Source organism: Natronobacterium haloterrestre, assembly GCF_900112205.1.
In the GTDB taxonomy this organism is placed as follows: domain Archaea; phylum Halobacteriota; class Halobacteria; order Halobacteriales; family Natrialbaceae; genus Natronobacterium; species Natronobacterium haloterrestre.
This window is the reverse complement of the sequence record NZ_FOKW01000010.1, coordinates 37,896-55,227: the sequence shown is the minus strand read 5'-3', so window position 1 is coordinate 55,227 and position 17,332 is coordinate 37,896. Positions and strand designations below refer to the sequence as shown.

Annotated in this window: 17 protein-coding genes; 9 read left to right on the top strand and 8 right to left on the bottom strand. The window is 67.8% G+C overall.

Going from position 1 to position 17,332, the window contains the following annotated elements; translation table 11 throughout:
* Window positions 1–71: 71 nt before the first annotated feature.
* Both BM113_RS17570 and BM113_RS17565 read right to left on the bottom strand, forming a co-directional pair.
* Complete coding sequence (locus tag BM113_RS17570; RefSeq protein ID WP_089789332.1) at window positions 72–353, bottom strand: hypothetical protein; 282 nt, start codon at window positions 351–353, stop codon at window positions 72–74.
* Window positions 354–405: 52 nt separating this feature from the next.
* Window positions 406–1,086, bottom strand: a complete 681-nt coding sequence (locus BM113_RS17565; protein ID WP_089789331.1) for an HAD-IIB family hydrolase — start codon at window positions 1,084–1,086, stop codon at window positions 406–408.
* A 360-nt stretch (window positions 1,087–1,446) separates the two neighbouring features.
* Here BM113_RS17565 and BM113_RS17560 point away from each other — a divergent pair, with 360 nt between their 5' ends.
* From BM113_RS17560 to BM113_RS17540, 5 genes are read left to right on the top strand one after another with little or no spacing between them, the layout of a single operon-like run.
* Window positions 1,447–2,652 (top strand): ABC transporter substrate-binding protein, encoded by a 1,206-nt coding sequence (locus BM113_RS17560; protein ID WP_394327725.1) that lies wholly within the window; start codon window positions 1,447–1,449, stop codon window positions 2,650–2,652.
* A 2-nt stretch (window positions 2,653–2,654) separates the two neighbouring features.
* Window positions 2,655–3,689, top strand: coding sequence for a carbohydrate ABC transporter permease (locus tag BM113_RS17555; protein ID WP_089789329.1), 1,035 nt, complete (start codon window positions 2,655–2,657; stop codon window positions 3,687–3,689).
* 2 nt (window positions 3,690–3,691) lie between these two features.
* Window positions 3,692–4,612 carry a carbohydrate ABC transporter permease gene (locus BM113_RS17550; RefSeq protein WP_089789328.1) on the top strand — a complete coding sequence of 307 codons (921 nt, stop codon included), beginning with the start codon at window positions 3,692–3,694 and terminating at the stop codon, window positions 4,610–4,612.
* A 2-nt stretch (window positions 4,613–4,614) separates the two neighbouring features.
* Window positions 4,615–5,805 (top strand): ABC transporter ATP-binding protein, encoded by a 1,191-nt coding sequence (locus BM113_RS17545; RefSeq protein WP_089789327.1) that lies wholly within the window; start codon window positions 4,615–4,617, stop codon window positions 5,803–5,805.
* A gap of 35 nt (window positions 5,806–5,840) precedes the next feature.
* A complete protein-coding gene (locus BM113_RS17540; RefSeq protein WP_089789326.1) occupies window positions 5,841–6,572 on the top strand; it encodes a glycerophosphodiester phosphodiesterase in 732 nt (243 codons plus the stop codon).
* 303 nt (window positions 6,573–6,875) lie between these two features.
* Here BM113_RS17540 and BM113_RS17535 read toward each other — a convergent pair whose 3' ends face one another.
* The 6 genes from BM113_RS17535 to glpK all read right to left on the bottom strand — a co-directional run bounded on the left by BM113_RS17535 (window position 6,876) and on the right by glpK (window position 11,268).
* Window positions 6,876–7,076 carry a hypothetical protein gene (locus BM113_RS17535; protein WP_089789325.1) on the bottom strand — a complete coding sequence of 67 codons (201 nt, stop codon included), beginning with the start codon at window positions 7,074–7,076 and terminating at the stop codon, window positions 6,876–6,878.
* Between the two features lie 46 nt (window positions 7,077–7,122).
* Window positions 7,123–7,521: a hypothetical protein gene (locus BM113_RS17530; RefSeq protein ID WP_089789324.1), complete on the bottom strand. Its 399-nt coding sequence runs from the start codon at window positions 7,519–7,521 to the stop codon at window positions 7,123–7,125.
* A 120-nt stretch (window positions 7,522–7,641) separates the two neighbouring features.
* A complete protein-coding gene (locus BM113_RS17525; RefSeq protein ID WP_089789323.1) occupies window positions 7,642–8,157 on the bottom strand; it encodes a universal stress protein in 516 nt (171 codons plus the stop codon).
* Window positions 8,158–8,303: 146 nt separating this feature from the next.
* Window positions 8,304–8,489, bottom strand: a complete 186-nt coding sequence (locus tag BM113_RS17520) for a hypothetical protein (protein WP_010546577.1) — start codon at window positions 8,487–8,489, stop codon at window positions 8,304–8,306.
* 113 nt (window positions 8,490–8,602) lie between these two features.
* Complete coding sequence (locus BM113_RS17515) at window positions 8,603–9,724, bottom strand: DUF7973 family transport facilitator (RefSeq protein WP_089789322.1); 1,122 nt, start codon at window positions 9,722–9,724, stop codon at window positions 8,603–8,605.
* 2 nt (window positions 9,725–9,726) lie between these two features.
* Window positions 9,727–11,268, bottom strand: a complete 1,542-nt coding sequence (glpK, locus tag BM113_RS17510; protein ID WP_089789321.1) for a glycerol kinase GlpK — start codon at window positions 11,266–11,268, stop codon at window positions 9,727–9,729.
* 277 nt (window positions 11,269–11,545) lie between these two features.
* On the opposite strand from glpK, the gene glpA reads away from it, so the two are divergent.
* From glpA to BM113_RS17490, 4 genes are read left to right on the top strand one after another with little or no spacing between them, the layout of a single operon-like run.
* Window positions 11,546–13,294 (top strand): anaerobic glycerol-3-phosphate dehydrogenase subunit GlpA, encoded by a 1,749-nt coding sequence (gene glpA / locus BM113_RS17505; protein WP_089789320.1) that lies wholly within the window; start codon window positions 11,546–11,548, stop codon window positions 13,292–13,294.
* A 1-nt stretch (window position 13,295) separates the two neighbouring features.
* A complete protein-coding gene (gene glpB, locus BM113_RS17500) occupies window positions 13,296–14,636 on the top strand; it encodes a glycerol-3-phosphate dehydrogenase subunit GlpB (protein WP_089789319.1) in 1,341 nt (446 codons plus the stop codon).
* A complete protein-coding gene (locus BM113_RS17495; protein WP_089789318.1) occupies window positions 14,633–16,081 on the top strand; it encodes an anaerobic glycerol-3-phosphate dehydrogenase subunit C in 1,449 nt (482 codons plus the stop codon). Before glpB ends, BM113_RS17495 begins: the two co-directional genes overlap by 4 nt.
* Window positions 16,078–17,316, top strand: a complete 1,239-nt coding sequence (locus BM113_RS17490; protein ID WP_089789317.1) for an AAA family ATPase — start codon at window positions 16,078–16,080, stop codon at window positions 17,314–17,316. The genes BM113_RS17495 and BM113_RS17490 overlap by 4 nt, the downstream gene beginning before the upstream one ends.
* The last annotated feature ends 16 nt before the right edge of the window (window positions 17,317–17,332 follow it).

Sequence of the window (17,332 nt, the reverse complement as noted above, 5' to 3'; positions counted from 1 at the left end):
AACAAAAGCCGTGTGGTGTGGGCCGTCGATCGCAGTGACGCCGCGAGAGGACTCGAGTCAGGGTGCAGGTATCAGGGCAACTGTCCCGGTTCGGCCGGGTCGTCGTCCTCGACCGTCACCTCGCGTTCGAACCCGTACAGCACGAGACCGGTGTTCGAAGTCATGATGACACCCGTCATCGGCGCGTCGGTGAACAGGTACAGGCAGACGCCGACGGCGAACGCCCCCGCGACCGCGACGGCCCACAGCAGGGGCCTCGAGACGTCGACGCGGGTCGCGTCCCGGTAGGCCCATACGAAGAGCCCGACGACTACCGCGAACCCGAGGACGCCGACGAGGGTGTCGGACACCATGACTCTCCGTACGCGACGCGGACAAAAGCGTGCTACGGTTCGCTCGGCCTCGTTACTCAGACCGGACGCGCTCGAGCACTGCCAGCGTCCCGTCGGCGTGGGTCTCCTCGAGCACCTCGTCGGCGGCTCCCTTCGCGGCTTCGTCGGCGTTCGCCACCGCGAACCCCCGACCGACCGCCTCGAACGTCGAGACGTCGTTGATCGAGTCCCCGACCGCGACCGCCGCCCCGAGGTCGAACCCGACGGTGTCGGCGATCCGCTCGATCCCGTCGCCCTTGTTCGGCTCGGCGTCTTTCACGTGGTAGGCGTAGCCGGTGTCGATCACCTCGAGGCCGTAGTCGGCGGCGATCTCCCGCAGCGGGCCGACGGGCTGCTCGAGGTTGACGGCGATCTCGGTCTCGCGCCAGCGGTTGACCGTGTCCTCCTCGCCCCATCCGGGGTCGTAGCCGGCCGCGCGGTACTCCTCGACGACGGCCCGCGCGGCCGCCCGGTCGGCGGTGAAGAAGACGTCGTCGCCGGTGTAGACGACGCCGCCGTTCTCGGCGACGACGAGTTCCGGAATCCCGACGAAGTGACAGAGGGCGACGGGGTAGGGGAACGCCTTCCCGGTCGCGAGGACGACCGGGGCGTCCCACTCCCTGATCGGATCGAAGACGCGCGGGTCGATGCCCCAGCCTTCGGGGCGGGTGAGCGTCCCGTCGATGTCGAGTACCAGCGGCGGATCGGCGGTCATACCCCCACGTGAGGGACCTGTCGCCTAAACGGTTACTCGAGGAAGCGGTGGTCGACCGCATCGCACTCTCCGGACGACTGAGTATGTCTACAATCACCACAGAAAACATGAACATCACTCACATCGACACGTTCTGGTCGGCGGTGATATAGTTAGCTCCTAGTAATGTTCATTACCGCGCTGTCGAACCGAACACGCGTGACCCGAAACTCACGAAGATCGGTGCTTCGACGCGGTGCCGTGGCACTTACCGCCGGCGCTGCAACCGCCGGCTGCCTTGACGGCGTCCTCGGCAAGGAAGAGACAGACGCCGAACTCGAGTCCGAGCCGGACGAAGATGCGATCACCGTCTGGCACGCGATGGGCGGCGACAACGGCGAGACGATGGCGCAACTGGGCGATCAGTTCCACGAAGAGACCGGTATCGACGTCGAGATGGTCTATCAGGGGAGCTACGAGGACACCCTGAATCAGTCGTTTGCGGCGATCGAGGCCGGCACGATGCCGGAGGTCGTCCAGATCGACAGCCTCCACGCCAAGCAGATCCTCGACACCGACGCGTTTCAGTCGGTCGAGGGCATCCTTCCTGACGACTACCCGGTTGCGGACTTCCTCGACCCCGTGACTGACTTCTTCACGGTCGACGGTGAACTCCACTCACTCCCGTTCAACAACTCGAACGCGATCCTCTACTACAACAAGGACGTCTTCGCGGAGGCCGGCCTCGATCCCGAGTCGCCGCCCGAGACGCTCGCGGAAGTCACGGAGTACTCTCGCGAAATAGTCGACTCTGGCGCGGCCGAGTACGGTATCACCTGGCCCAACCACGTCTGGTTCATCGAACACTGGTACTCGCTGGCCGGCCAGACGCTTGTCGACAACGAAAACGGCTGGGCGGACGATCCGACCACCGTTCACACCGAAACCGCCGTCGGCGAACGGCTCTGGTCGTGGTGGCGCGACATGGCCCAGGACGACCTCTACACGAATCCCGGCATGGAAGCCTGGGGCGAGGCGACCGACCTCTTCTACGGCCAGAACGTCGGCATGTTGCTCACCTCGACGGCCTCCGTCGCCGGCGCTATCGCCCAGAGCGAGGAACAGGGCTTCGAACTCGGCACCGGTTTCTACCCAGCCATCGACGGCCGCGAGGGCGTCGTCATCGGCGGCGCGTCGCTGTGGGTGCCCGAGGACATGTCCGACCAGCGTGCCGAGGAGGTCGGCCAGTTCCTCGAGTTCATGAGCCAGCCCGAGAACCAGATCACCTGGCACAAAGAGACCGGCTACTACCCGGTTCGGGGTGAGGCCGTCGACCAACTCGAGGAAGACGGCTGGTTCGAGGAGAGCCCCCACCACGGAACGGCCTTCGACCAACTGCTTGCCAGCGAGCAAACGACCGCCACCAAGCGCATGCTCGTCGGGCCCGCACGGCAGGTGGCCGTCCAACTGCAAGAGGGTTCCGTCGAAATATTCGAGGAACGGACCGACCTCGAGGACGGACTCGCGACCATGAAGGGGGGAATCGAGGCAGAGATGGAGCGCTACGTCGAGGCCCGCGGTTCGTAACGATGGGGACGCGAGACACGAGAGAAATCTACGGCGGCTCCCTCGGCGTCGGTCGGTTCCTGCGCGAGCGAGGGCTTCGCGGAACGATCGCGTACCTGCGCGAGCACGGCGTTCGCGGCGCCGTCGAGAACGCCCGCGAGGACGGCCGGTCGCTGTTGGGCGAGCTCCGGGGTATCTCCGTCGCGTACCTCCTGCTGGCCCCGACGCTGCTCGTCTCGGCGGTGTTCCTCTACTACCCGGCGCTCGAGGCGCTGGAACTGAGCTTCCACCAGACGCTGTTTTTCGGCGGCGAGCGGACGTGGGTCGGCCTCGGAAATTACGAGACTCTGCTGTCTTCGTCGGCGTACCACGAGAGCGTCGCGATCACCATCGCGTTCGCGGCGACAGTCGTCGTCGGCGTGATGACGATTTCGCTGATCGTCTCGTTCCTGCTGTACGAGGTCGACTGGGGCCAGTCGGGGTACCTGATCGCCGCGATCTGGCCCTACGCGTTGCCGCCCGCGGTGGCCGGCATCGTCTTCCTGTTCCTGATCCACCCGTCGATCGGGACGCTGACGGCGGTGATCGAGGGGGCTACCGGACTCGAGGTCGACTGGTTCAGCAACGGCCGGCAGGCGTTCTTCGTGGTCGCGATCGCGGCGATCTGGAAGCAACTCGGCTACAACGTCATCTTCACCGTCGCGGCGCTGAACAACGTGCCGGCAACGCTCAAGGAGGCCGCCGAACTCGACGGGATCGGGCGCTGGAGCCGGCTGGTCAGGATCTACGTACCGCTGATTTCGCCGACTCTGCTCTTTCTGGTCGTGATGAACACGATCTACGCGTTCTTCGGGACGTTCGCGTTCATCGACCTGATGACCCAGGGCGGCCCCGGTGGTGCGACCAACATCATGATCTTCGACCTCTACCGCAACGCTTTCGAGTTCAACAACCACGGCCTCGCGTCGGCCCAGTCGGTCGTCCTGTTCGCCGTCGTGAGTGTCCTGATGTACGTACAGCTTCGCTTCTCGGACGAACGCGTGCACTACGGAGCCTAACCATGTCACGACACTCGAATACGAACGCGAACGCGAACGCGAGCACGAGCGCGAACGCGTCCACCGGCGGCGAGTCCCGACGGTTCCCGATCGACCTCGAGCGCGGACTGCCCGCGCTCGACGGCGCGACGCTGCGAGCCCACGCCGGCCTGCTGCTCGCGGTCTCCCTGATGGCGTTGCCCCTGGTGATCGCGGCGCTGATCAGCTTCGGCACGCGGGCGACGTTCACCAGCGTCTCGGAGCTGTCGCTCGAGACGGCAGCCCAGAACTACCACGACGTGCTGTTCCGGTACGACATGGGCCAGTACATGCTGAACTCGCTGCTCATGTCGGTTATCGTCGTGATCGGCAAACTTGCGGTCTCGCTGCTGGCGGCGCTGGCGATCGTCTACTACCGGTTCCCGTTCAAGAACGCCGTCTTCGGGGTCGTCCTGCTGACGCTAATGCTGCCGGTGCCGGTCCGGATCGTCCCGCTGTTCCAGCTTGCGGCCGATCTCGGCTGGGCGAACTCCTTCGCGGCGCTGACGATTCCCTACCTCGCGAGCGCGACGACCGTCTTCCTGCTGCGCCAGCACTTCCTGTCGATTCCGGCCTCGCTCGTCGAGTCGGCGAAGCTCGACGGCGTCGGCCCCCTGCGGTTCCTCGCGTTCGTGCTGATCCCGATGTCGAAGGGCATGATCGCCGGCGTTTCCGTGATCATGTTCATCTACTCGTGGAACCAGTACCTCTGGCCGCTGCTGATCGTCGACGACCAGTCGATGCAGGTCGCGCAGGTCGGTATCCGCCTCCTGCAAGGGGTCGTCGAGTCCGGCGACATCGCCTGGCCGCTGATGATGGCCGGCTCGATCGTCACGCTGGTTCCGCCGCTTGCCGTCCTGATCATCTTCCGGAAACCGCTGCTCGAGACGTTCGGGGTGGAATAATCATGGCATCGATCGAACTCACGGACCTGACGAAACGCTTCGACGACGTCACCGCCGTCGACGGGATCGACCTCGAGGCACGAGACGGGGAGTTCCTCGTCGTCGTCGGTCCCTCGGGCTGTGGCAAGTCGACGACGCTGCGGTGTATCGCCGGCCTCGAGTCGCCGACCGCGGGAACCGTCCGCATCGGCGACGAGGACGTAACCGCGCAGGAACCCCACGAGCGCGATATCGCGATGGTGTTCCAGAACTACGCGCTGTACCCGCACATGACCGCCGAGCGGAACATGACCTTCGGGATGCGATCGGCGACCGACTTCTCGAGCGCGGAGATCGACCGGCGAGTGGCGCAAGCGGCCGCAACGCTCGGCATCGACGACCTGCTCGATCGGAAGCCCTCGGCGCTGTCCGGCGGGGAACAACAGCGGGTCGCGCTCGGCCGCGCCATCGTCCGCGATCCGGCCGTGTTCCTGATGGACGAACCACTCAGCAATCTCGACGCGAAGTTGCGCGTCCAGATGCGGACCGAACTGTCCCGACTCCACGAGGAACTGGGGACGACGACGGTCTACGTCACCCACGATCAGACCGAGGCGATGACGCTTGGCGATCGGGTCGTCGTCATGAACGACGGGCGCATCCAGCAGGTCGATACGCCCCAGGAACTCTACGACTACCCGTCGAACCGATTCGTCGCCGAGTTCATCGGCGACCCCGCGATGAACATGCTCGAGGTGACTCTCGAGGCGGGGTCGTCCGATCCGATCGTCCGTCACGAGGCGTTTACGATCGAAGTCCCGAATGCGCCAGAAACCGAGGCTCTGGACGGCGGCAGGGCAGTTCTCGGCTTCCGGCCGGAGGACGCTTCGATCGCGGATCGCGGGACGTCGCCGACCGGTAGTGTTCCGGATCGGCGGCGGACGGGACGCGGCGACTCCGAGCGGACCACCGGACCGATCGAAGCGACGGTGCAGGTGACCGAACCGCTCGGGGATACGCTGCTGTGTTACTGTCGCGCGGGCGACGACGAGTTCAAAGTCCAGACCGCGCCCCGAACCGGTCGCGCCGCGGGCGACGCCGTCACGCTCACCCTCGACGCCGATCGGCTCCACCTGTTCGATCTCGAGACTGGTGAGGCGATCTACCACTCCGACACCGACCGCGAGCGTCGCGCGGCGACCCCCGAGCCGTAACGGTGCTCCGATCGCACCTGTCGCGGCGGCGGATAATGGCCGGCGGTGTCGTCTGCAGCGCCTCGCTGGTGGTCGCCATTGCCACCCGTATCCGATCGGTCGACGTCATCGCACACCGGGGTTTCGCCGCCGAGCGACCCGAGAACACCCTCGAGGCCGTCCGCTACGCCGCCTCGCTCGCCGACGGGATCGAGGTCGACGTGCGTCGCTGCGGTTCGGGCGAACTCGTCTGTGTCCACGACGAGACGCTCGAGCGGCTCACCGGCGGCGCGGTGGCCGGAAGCGTTGGACGGGTGGACTGGGAGACGCTGCAGAATGTGTCGATCGGTCCGTCAGACGCTCGCATTCCGCGTCTTGCCGAGGTTCTCGAAGCGGTCCCGCCCGACACACGGCTAAATATCGAACTGAAGGAGCGCGGACTCGCCCCGGATCTGCTGGGGCTCCTCGAGGACTTCGACGGCGCGGTGCTGGTCTCGTCGTTCGATCCGACCGCGCTGTGGCAGGTACAGTCGCTGGCCGACGGCGTGTCCCTCGCGTACATCTTCGATGAGGACCCCGATCGCGGGCTCGAGACGGCCGCTAACCTCGAGTGTGTCGCCGTCCACCCGTCGGCGGGACTGTGCTACGAGACGGATATCGTCGACCGCGCACACGAGCGGGGGTTCGCCGTGAACGCCTGGACGGTCGATTGGGGTCTCGAGGCTGCGCGGTTGGCGCTTACCGGCGTCGACGGCGTCTTTTCGGACGTGTCGTTGCCGGGGCTGTAACGTCGTCACCGTCACAACAGCGCGTCTCGTCACCAGGGCACCCGTGCCTCCGTCGATCGCGGCACCAGCCACCGACGGCCCCGAACATCCCAGCGGTCGGGGACCGATCCGTCGGACCGTTCGGGGACGACGACGTCGCACCCTCGAGCGCCACGTAGACGTCCTCCTCGGTCCTCGCCAGTGGACGGAACTCGACGAGGGGAGTGTGGGGTCCGTGTTACCGTCGGTTCCCGCTCATCGCGTCGAGCACGGCGACGGACGACCTGCCTCCCGATCCGACCCGTAGACGGGCGAGAGTCGGTACTAATACTCCGGCTTGAAGACGTTGATGACCGCCGTCACGATCAGGAAGACGACGCCGCTCACCGCGCCGACGATCAGCCCGGCGACGACTCGCACGAGGATCGTCCCCTCGACCTGCACGGCGACGAGCAGCGCCACGATTGCCACGACGATCACGAGGTTGCGGCGATCCCGCCGTTCGATTCCGAACCGCTCGAGCATAGCTACGCCGACTCGGCGAAGTCACATCGGTGTATCGGTGGGGCCGTCACGAGGGGAGGAGAGAGCGAAGCGCGAAAAACGAGACTCCCCCGACGCCGGCGCCCGCGACGAGCGACCGCGTGGAGTCCGGCTCGAGTGCCATGGCGACGAGCGCGGCGAGCGCGGCGATCGTAACGGCGGCTCCGACCGCGCCCTGGTGGTAGTTGCCGGTTCCCTCGTAGGCCTGGATCGGCTCGTGGTCGGGGTCGCCGGTCGTGATACTGGCGTGGTAAGGGACGTAGATGCGGACGCCGATCCCGACGAACGCCGCGACGATCATGTTGAACTGGACGTCGCCCGTCACCCGCGCGGCGACCAGGAACGTCCCGATGGCGGCGAACAGGGCGATCACCTTGCTCAACCGGTCGGCCCTGATCACCGACTCGTCGACCTGCCGATCGGACATATCGGGGGAGAGTGGCCGAACTCGAATAAAGCCACCCCCTCTGGCGGGTCTGGCAGGGTCGAACGGATCGCTCGTAGCCCCGAGCGGCACCGGCCTGTCCGTGTCCGCCGACGGACCCGCTCAGCCCGCGCTCCCGTCCGGCACCGCCAGGACTGGGACGTCGGCCATCCGGAGCATCTTCTCGGCCACGCTCCCGATCAGATAGCGCTCGAGGCCGGTCCGTCCGTGCGTTCCCATCACCACGAGGTCCGCGTCGTGCTCGTCGGCGTACTGGAGGATCGTCTCGACCGGTTCGCCGCTGTCGACTGCAGCCTCCGTGTCGACGTCCCGCAATCGATCCGTGGCATCGTCGATGGCCTCCTTGCCGTACTCTCGCGCCTCCTGTCGGATCTCCCGGGACAGTTCGCGCTCGCCGCTCATCGGGGTATCGGCCCCCTGGGGATCGCCCACCATGCCGGGACTGCTCTCGGTGTTCGGATCGCCGCCGATCCCGAGTGCGGGATGGGACGTATCGACCACGTACAGGACGTGGACGGTCGCCTCGTGTGTCTCCGCCAGGTCACGGGCGGCCTCGAGCGCGGCCCCCGCCCCGTCGCTGCCGTCGGTCGGAACGAGTATAGTTTCGTATTCTGACATTTAGTGATCTACCCGGAGCTACCACCAGGATCGACTTAGCTGTTGGCCCGAACGGGGTTCGTCGGCGGTTCGACGGCTCGTTACGGGCGTAAACGCAGCGCCGTCGCGCTCGAGGGGGGTCGATCGCGGGACCTGTCGACGTCCATCTACTTCGACCGACCGACGCCCAGCGGTCGCTTGCACGACTTACAGAGGAAGAGGTCGCGGTTCTCGAAGAGGGAGAACGAGCCGTCCTCCTCGACCTCGACTTCGGGGACGTCGGAACTCGTCTCGAGGTTGTCGGCCGATTCGATCTCCGTCTCACAGTCCGGACAGTGAAGCGTGTCTGTCATGCTATCGCACACGGCGAGCGGGCACATAACGCTGTTTCGAGCGTGCGCCGGACACTCACGCGCGTCGATAAAAAACGAACCGCGGGTCGGTTTGCTGGCGGAACCCCGGCCGATCAGCCGGCGAAGCCGGGCACCCAGACCGCAGTCTGGAAGATTCCCAGCACCACCAGCAGGCAGATCAGCGAGTGTGTGATGAAGATCGACGCCGCCGGCGGGTCCACGTGCGTGTCGCCGTGGGCGTAGAAGATCCGCTGGAAGGCCTCGCCGATGAGCGCCCCCAGCAGTCCGAAAACGCCGGCGATGGCGACCGCCGCGCCGGGACTCATGCCGGCGAGGACCGCCCCGCCGGGAGCGATCGCCGCGAGGTATACCGTCCCCGCGGGCAGGGTCATGTGGTGAGTCACCGGGATCTTCTCGACGCCGAGGTTCAGGAACAGCAGCGTCGCGGCGCTGAACCCGAAGCCGATGAACGGACTTCCCGTCTGGAGCGTCGCGTACGCGGACGCGAGGCCGGCGAAGAGTCCGATCGTGGCCACGTGGGACCACTGGTACATGTTCGGCAGCCACGGCTCGACTGCCAGCCGCTCCTCGACTGCCATGCCGCCGTCGGCGATGGCCTGTCCGGGTTCCCGGCGGTCCTCGCGCTCGAACGGGCTCATGTCGAAGTAGCCGTCGGCCTTGCTGCTGACCACGCCGATCACGCTGTAGCCGAACACCACCCGGTGCAGGAGGGCGCTGGCGACGACCGTGAACGCGATCGGGTCCGTCGGCACCGCGAGGTGCCGCAACGTCTGCTCGAGGGCGACCCCGAACAGCCCGAACGCCGCGCCGACGGCCAGGATATCGGGTCGGCTCCCGAGCGCGTACGTGATGTCCTTCCCGTTGTGGTAGTCGAATCCGGACTGCAGGATTCCCTTCTTCGCGGCGTACGCGGCGGCAGCCGCGCCCGCGGCGAAAGAGATGTGCGGGCCGAAGACGGGCCCGAACCCGAGGCCGACGCCGACGCCAGCGGCCGCGTCCCCGCCGAAGACGCCGGCGAGGACGAGGAAGCCGGTGAAGATGAACGCCGGCAGCGCGCCCAGCGCCGCCCCGAAGGCACCGCCCGCGGCGGCGCCGAGCCAGATTTCCGGCGCGCTGAGGGCCTCGATGACGTCACCGATCGAGCCCGGTTCGTAGCCGACCTGGAGCGGCACGTCCGCGAGCAGGACCGCGTCGGAAGCGAGTTCGACGGCCATCCTCAGTCACCGCCTTCCCGCGCCCAGTCGAGGGAGCGCTCGATCGCGTCGTTCCACCGGTCGTAACGGCTGTCTGCCACCTCGGGGTCCATCTCCGGTTCGAACTCGCGGTCGACCTGCCAGTTGTCGCGGAGTTCGTCCACGTCGTCCCAGTAGCCGACGGCCAGCCCCGCGGCGTAGGCCGAGCCCAGCGCCGTCGTCTCGTCGACGACCGGCCGGACGATCTCGGAGCCGATGATGTCCGACTGGAGCTGACAGAGGTAGTTGTTCTTGACCGCGCCGCCGTCGACCTTCAGTGAGGTCATCTCGATGCCGGAGTCGGCCTCCATCGCCTCGGCGACGTCGCGGGTCTGGTAGGCGATCGACTCGAGCGTCGCTCGCACGATGTGTTCCTTTCGCGTCCCGCGGGTCATCCCGACGATGGTGCCGCGGGCGCGCTGATCCCAGTGGGGCGCGCCAAGCCCCGTGAACGCGGGGACGACGTAGACCCCGTCGGTCGAGTCGACGCTGCGGGCCAGTTCGGCTGTCTCGGAGGGATCGTCGATCAGGTCGACGTCCTCGAGCCACTCGACCGCGGCCCCGGTGACGAAGATCGCTCCCTCGAGGGCGTACTGGACGTCCTCCCCCGAGCGCTGGAAGCCGATCGTCGTCAGCAGGCCGTGATCGCTCTCGACCGCCTCGTTACCGGTGTTCATCAGGAAGAACGAGCCGGTGCCGTAGGTGTTCTTCGCGTTTCCGGCGTCGAAACAGGTCTGACCGAACAGGGCCGCCTGCTGGTCACCCAGCGCCCCCGCGACGGGGACCTCGGCCTCGAGGAATCCGTCGGGGTCGGTCGAGCCGTAGGTGGCGTCGTCGCTCGAGGGCCGGACCTCGGGGAGCATCTCCCGCGGGACCGAAAACTCCGCGAGGAGGTCGTCGTCCCACTCGAGGTCGTGGATGTTGTACAGCATCGTCCGCGATGCGTTCGTGACCTCGGTGATGTGTTGGCCCGTGAGGTTGTAGATCAGCCAGGTGTCGATCGTGCCGAACAGGACCTCGCCGCGTTCGGCCCGGTCGCGCACGTCGGCCGGACGCGAGCGTTCCATCTTGATCGGGTCGCCCTCCTCGAGGAGCCACTCGGCCTTCGTCGCCGAGAAGTACGCGTCGGGCTCGAGGCCCGTCTTCGCGCGGATCTCATCGGTCTTGCCGTCCTCCTCGAGTTCCTCGACCCGTTCGGTGGTGCGTCGGTCCTGCCAGACGATCGCGTTGTGGACCGGCCGGCCGGAGTCGGCGTCCCAGAGGACCGTCGTCTCCCGCTGGTTCGTGACGCCGATCGCCTCGAGTTGGTCGGGCGAGATTCCGGCCTGCCCCAGTGCTTGCGTAATTACGGATTTGGTGTTCTCCCAGATCTCCATCGGGTCGTGCTCGACCCAGCCGGGTTCCGGGTATATCTGTTCGTGGGTCTCGTACGCGTTCGAGACGACTTGCCCCTCGTGATCGAACACGATGAACCGAGTCCCAGTCGTTCCCTGATCGACCGCGCCGACGTATGTGCGTGCTGCCATTGGTGGTCACCTTGCCATGTCGCGCCCCATGTTTATCGATGGTCGCGGGCTGGTAGTAAACATCTACAACGATCATCATAAACCTTACTACTACCACGGGGAGTTGTAGCCGGGTCGAAACAGACGGTCGAACGGACGTAGTATCCAGCCGTTCTGAAGGTCCGAATTCCTGATATCGCCGTCTGACCGAAAGTCCGTCGTATCGACTGATTTTCTGATATCGATAGCCTACCGTCGATAAAGTAAAGGTCCAGGCGGTCTAGCTTCCATCGAAGGAATGGCACGGGACACCGAGGTCCTCGTTCTCGGGGGCGGCTCGACGGGTTGTGGCATCGCCCGGGACCTGGCGATGCGCGGCCTCGAGGTCACCCTCGTCGAACGGGGCAATCTGACGGAGGGGACGACGGGCCGGATGCACGGTCTGCTCCACAGCGGGGGCCGGTACGCGGTCTCCGACCGGGCGAGCGCGCGGGAGTGTATCGAGGAGAACCGCGTCCTGCGCGAGATCGCCGGTCACTGCGTCGAGGAGACCGGCGGGCTGTTCGTCAAACGGCCCGAGGACTCGGACGACTACTTCCGGAAGAAACTCGAGGGCTGTCGCGACTGCGACATTCCGGCGCGGGTCCTCTCCGGACGGGAGGCCCGCGAGGTCGAACCCTACCTCGCGAAGGACGTCGAGCGCGCGATCGAGGTGCCCGACGGCGCGGTCGACCCCTTCCGGCTCTGCGTGGCCAACGCCGTCGACGCCGAGCGCCACGGCGCGCGCATCGAGACACACGCGGAAGTAATCGACCTGTTGCGCGAGGGCGACGACGTCTACGGGGTCGAGGTGCGCCACGATTCCGGCCCCGGGAAGCGGACCCACCGCGCGCCCGGCACGACCGAGGAGATCACCGCCGACTACGTCGTCAACGCGACCGGCGCGTGGGCCGGCCAGATCGGTGCGATGGCCGACTTGGAGATCGAGGTCCGGCCCTCGAAGGGCGTGATGACCATCATGAACGTCCGGCAGGTCGACACCGTCGTCAACCGCTGCCGGCCCAAGGGCGACGCGGACATCGTCGTCCCCCACGAGACGACGGCGATCCTCGGCACCACGGACGAGGAGGTCGAGGATCCGGACGATTACCCCGAGGAACAGTGGGAGGTCGACCAGATGATCGACACGCTCGCGGAACTGGTCCCCATCCTCGAGGAGGCCCGGACGATCCGCTCGTTCTGGGGCGTCCGGCCCCTCTACGAGCCCCCGGGGACCGGCACCCAGGACCCGACGGACATCACGCGGGACTTCTTCCTGCTCGATCACGACGAGCGCGACGGCGTCGCCGGCATCGCGAGCATCGTCGGCGGCAAGTTCACGACCTACCGCGCGATGGCCGAGGAGATCGCCGACCACGTCTGCGCCGAGTTGGGCGTCGACGCCCGCTGTCGCACCGCCGACGAGGCGCTGCCCGGCAGCGAAAACCTCGCCGACCTCGAGAACGCGATGGACGACTTCGGCCTGCGGTCGCCGATCGCCCGCCGCAGCAAGCAACGGCTGGGCAGTCGCTCGCGGGAAGTGCTCGAGACCGACGAGCCGAACCCGGTGATCTGCGCCTGTGAGGGGGTCACCCGTGCGGAGATGCAGGACGCGATCGAGCAGTCCGGCTCGGACTTAAACGCCGTCCGCATCCGCACGCGGGCGTCGATGGGCAACTGCCAGGGCGGGTTCTGCACCCAGGAGATGGCCCACGAACTCCACCCCGAGTACGACGAGCCGACGGTCAGGGACGCGCTGGACGAACTCTACCAGGAGCGCTGGAAGGGCCAGCGCCACGCGCTGTGGGGCGAACAGCTCTCGCAGGCGATGCTCTCCTACGCGTTGCACGCGACGACGCTGAACCGCGATTCGGACCCGGCGGGTCGGGACGGGGACCTCGAGTACGGGGCCTTCGACGCGGGCCCTGACGCGGGACCCGACGCGGACGCCGACGCGACCGATCGAACTCCCCTGGACCGCCGCGCGGACGGCGGGGAGGATCGGTAAGATGGCGATCGAAGACGACGTGCTCGTGATCGGCGGCGGCATCGCCGGGGCGACCGCGGCGCTGTCGGCCGCCGACGAGGGCGCGGACGTCCGGCTGGTGACCCACAAGGAGAGCACGCTCCGGAACGCCAGCGGGCTGATCGACGTGCTGGGGTATCTGCCGAGCGACGACGCGGACGGCGCGTCCGAAGGCCCGCTCGTCGACCCCTTCGCCGCGATTCCGGACCTCCCGGAGACTCACCCCTACCGCACCGTCGGCGTCGAGGCCGTCCGCGAGGCACTCGCCTTCTTCGACGGAATCGTCGGCGACGCCTACCTCGGGGCCCACACCGACGACAACGCCCTGGTGCCGACCCACGGCGGGTCGATCAAGCCGACCGCCCGCTACCCGAGATCGTCCGCGGCGGGGCTGGCGAGCGACCGACGGGACGCCCTGCTCGTCGGCTTCGAGACGCTGCCGACGTTCGAGGGCCCCCTCGCGGCAGCCCACCTCGAGGCCGCGGGCGTTCCCTTCCAGGCCCGTGGCGTGACGCTGTCGTTCCCCGGGATCGTCCGGGACGACGCGAAGGTGACCCGGTACGCGCACCTGCTGGATCGGGACGAGACGGTGTCGACCGCAACCGGGGCCGAGACGGGCGCCCGCGAGGCCCTCGCCGCGGCGGTCGAGGCCCACCTCGAGGGCGAGAAGCGGGTCGGCTTCCCCGCCGTTCTGGGCGACGAAGGCCCGGACGAGGTGCGGGCCGCCCTCGAGGCCCACCTGGGCGTCGACGTCTTCGAGGTGCCGATGGGGCCGCCGAGCCTTCCCGGCCTGCGCCTCGAGGACCGGCTGTACGCCGCGCTCGAGACCGCCGGCGTGGAGGTCCGCTCGGGCGTCCCGGTGGTCGATTACGAGCGCGACGACGGGCGGATCGACCGCGTCGTCGTCGACCGCAACGGGGCCGAGATCCCCCACCGGGCCGACCAGTACGTCCTCGCGACGGGCGGGCTGGTGGGCAAGGGCGTCGAGTCGAACCGCGAACGGGTAATCGAACCGATCTTCGACTGCCACGTCCCGCACGCGACGGATCGCTACGACTGGTTCAGCGAGGACGCCTTCGGCGAGCACCCGTTCGCGCGGTTCGGGGTCGTCCCCGACGGGGAGTTGCGGCCCCGCGACGGCAGCGGGAACGCGGAGTTCCAGAACCTGCGGGCGGCCGGCGCGGTACTGGGCGGCTACGACTACGCGGCCGAGAAATCCGGTGCCGGCGTGTCGATCGCGACGGGGTACGTCGCGGGCCGACACGCGGCCGCGCGGGCGACGGACGCACGACTGGCGACCAACGACGAGGTGACACCCCAATGAGCGACGCGGACCGACCGATCGACGAGCGTGGAATCGACGCGGGAGACGAAACCGAACTCGAGCGCGCGGGCGACGTCGAAACCGCCGGCCCGGACGACGACTTCGACCCCGTGCAGGTCTTCCCCGAGAGCGAGGACATGGACCTCCGGCCGGGGGCCGACGACTGTTACAAGTGCTCGACCTGCGACACGAGCTGTCCCGTCGCCGAGGTCGACGACGAGTTCCCCGGCCCGAAGTTCCAGGGGCCCGAGCAGTGGCGGCTCAAGCGCCAGGAGGACCACGACATCGACGAGACGGTGATGAAATGCTCGAACTGCATGCGCTGTGACGGGGCCTGTCCCTCCGACGTTCCCCTCTCCCAGATGCACAACACGGCCCGCGGGGAGTACGTCCAGAAGGGGATGAGCAAGCTCTCGGTGGAATACTGGCGCAACCGGACCCTCGCGAACTACCGGCGGCTCGCCCCGCTCGCGGCCATGTTCCCCCGCACGTCGAACTTCGTGATGGGACTCGGGCCCGTCCGCTGGCTCGGCGAGAAACTGTTCGGGATCACGAGCGAACGCGAGTTCCCCGAATTCGCCACTGAGACGTTCCGCGCGTGGTGGGCCAAGCGCGGGGGAGCCGAGACCTCGAGACAGCGCGCGAAGGAGGCACGGGCGGAACGTGGCGAGGACGGGGCAGAGAAACGGATCGCCTACTTCCACGGCTGCTACGCCAACTACAACACCCCCGAGGTCGCGAAGGCCCTCGTCCGGGTGTACGAACACTTCGGCTACGAGGTCATGGTCCCCGAGCAGCGCTGTTCGGGGACGCCGATGTTCGCCAACGGCATGCTCGAGGACGCGCGTCGGGCCGCCGAGACCAACGTCGACGAACTCGCGACCGCCATCGAGGAGGGGGCCGACGTCGTCGCCTCCTGTAGCTCCTGTTCGATGTCGCTGCGCCAGGAGTACCCCGAACTGTTCGACCTCGAGGGCGTCGACGACGTGGCCGCGAACACCTGGGACGCCGTCGAGTACCTGCAGGTCCACGAGGACCTGACGGGCGAACTCGAAGGGGCGAGCGTCGAGGGCGTAGCGGGCATGGAGGACTTCGCCTACCACGCCCCCTGTCACGCGCGCAACCAGGGCCTGGCCGGCCAGACCCGCGAGGTGCTCGCGCCGATCGACGGCGTCGAGGTCCACGACGTCGGCGACTCCTGTTCGGGCATCTCCGGTACCTACGGCTGGAAGGAGGAACATTACGATACTTCCATGAAGATCGGCGAGGAGATGTTCGAACACATGGAAGCCGCGGACGCGGAAGCCGGACTCACGGAGTGTCCGACCTGCTCGATGCAGATGGGGCACGGAACGGGCTACGAGATCACCCACACGCTCGAGGTGCTCGAGGCGGCGCTGGTGGGCGCCGGGAGCGACGGCGGAGGTGCACGACCTGACAGATGAACCTCCGGGACCGGATCGACCGCCGGCGCAGCGCCCGCGGTGATCGACAACTGGTCGTCGATCGGGACCATCTCAGCCCGACCGTCCACCGCAGCGAACCCGTCGGTCGTGGACCCGCATTAGAGCAGTTGCTCGACGTCCTCGAGCCGGTGTTCGACGGCCAACTGCCGCCGCCGGTGGCGGTCGTCGGCCCGCAGGGATCGGGCACCTCGGCGCTGGTCGTCGCCCTGTTCGGGGCATTGAACGACCGCCTCGGCGACGTCGACCGCTCGTTCGGGACGACGACGCGGGCGAGTCCGTCCGAGCACGTCACCTGGTTCGTCCACGTCGACGGCCGGCGCGTCGACAGCGAGTTCGCCTTCTACCGGGCCGTTCTCTCGGTGCTCTCTCGGGAACCGGTCCCGGAAAGCGGGATCGGGACCGACGACCTCCAGGAGCGCGTCGAGCGCCGGCTTCGAGGCGGGCGGCGTGCGGTGGTCGCGATCGACCACCACGACGAACCCGAGACGCTCACGTACGGACGCGTCCGCGACCTCCTGGAGTCGGCCGGGGTCGCCGACCGCGTCACGGCAGTTCCCGTCGGGCGGCAGGTTCCCGACGGCTGGGACGGCGCGACCGTCTCGCTGCCGGCCTACCGGAGCCACGAACTCGTCGACGTCATCACCGACCGCGCGTCGACGGGGCTTGCTGCCGGCGGCATCGATCACGAGTCCGTCCGCGACCTCGCCGAGTGGGCCGACGGCAACGCACACGACGCGCTCGCGGCGCTTTTCGTCGCCGCGGTCGCCGCGGAGGCCGACGACGCGGACCGGATCGCCGACCGCCACGTCGATCGAGGCCGAGCGGACGTCCCCCCCGACGGCGTCCACCTCGATCGGGCGCTGGCGCTCTCGGAGAACCGCCAGCGGGTGCTCGCCCACCTCGTGGCGCTCGACGAGAGGCGGTCGACGGCGGGGACCCCGATCGGCGACCTCGCGGGCGAGATCGCCGCCCGCTCGTCGCTGACGACGGGGACTGTCAAACGGTTCCTCTACGAACTCGCCGAACGCGGCGTGCTCGAGCGGATCCACCTCGAGTCCGACGGCAGCGGCCGGAACCCGAGCGCGGTCGCCCCCCTGGTGCCCGCGACGGCGTTCCGGGAACTCACCGACGCGTCGCTCGAGGGGTCGCCGGGGACGGACGATACGGACGGGTCGACGGAACCCCGCGGCTCGACCGACACGGCCGGATCGTAACGGCCGACCGACGGCG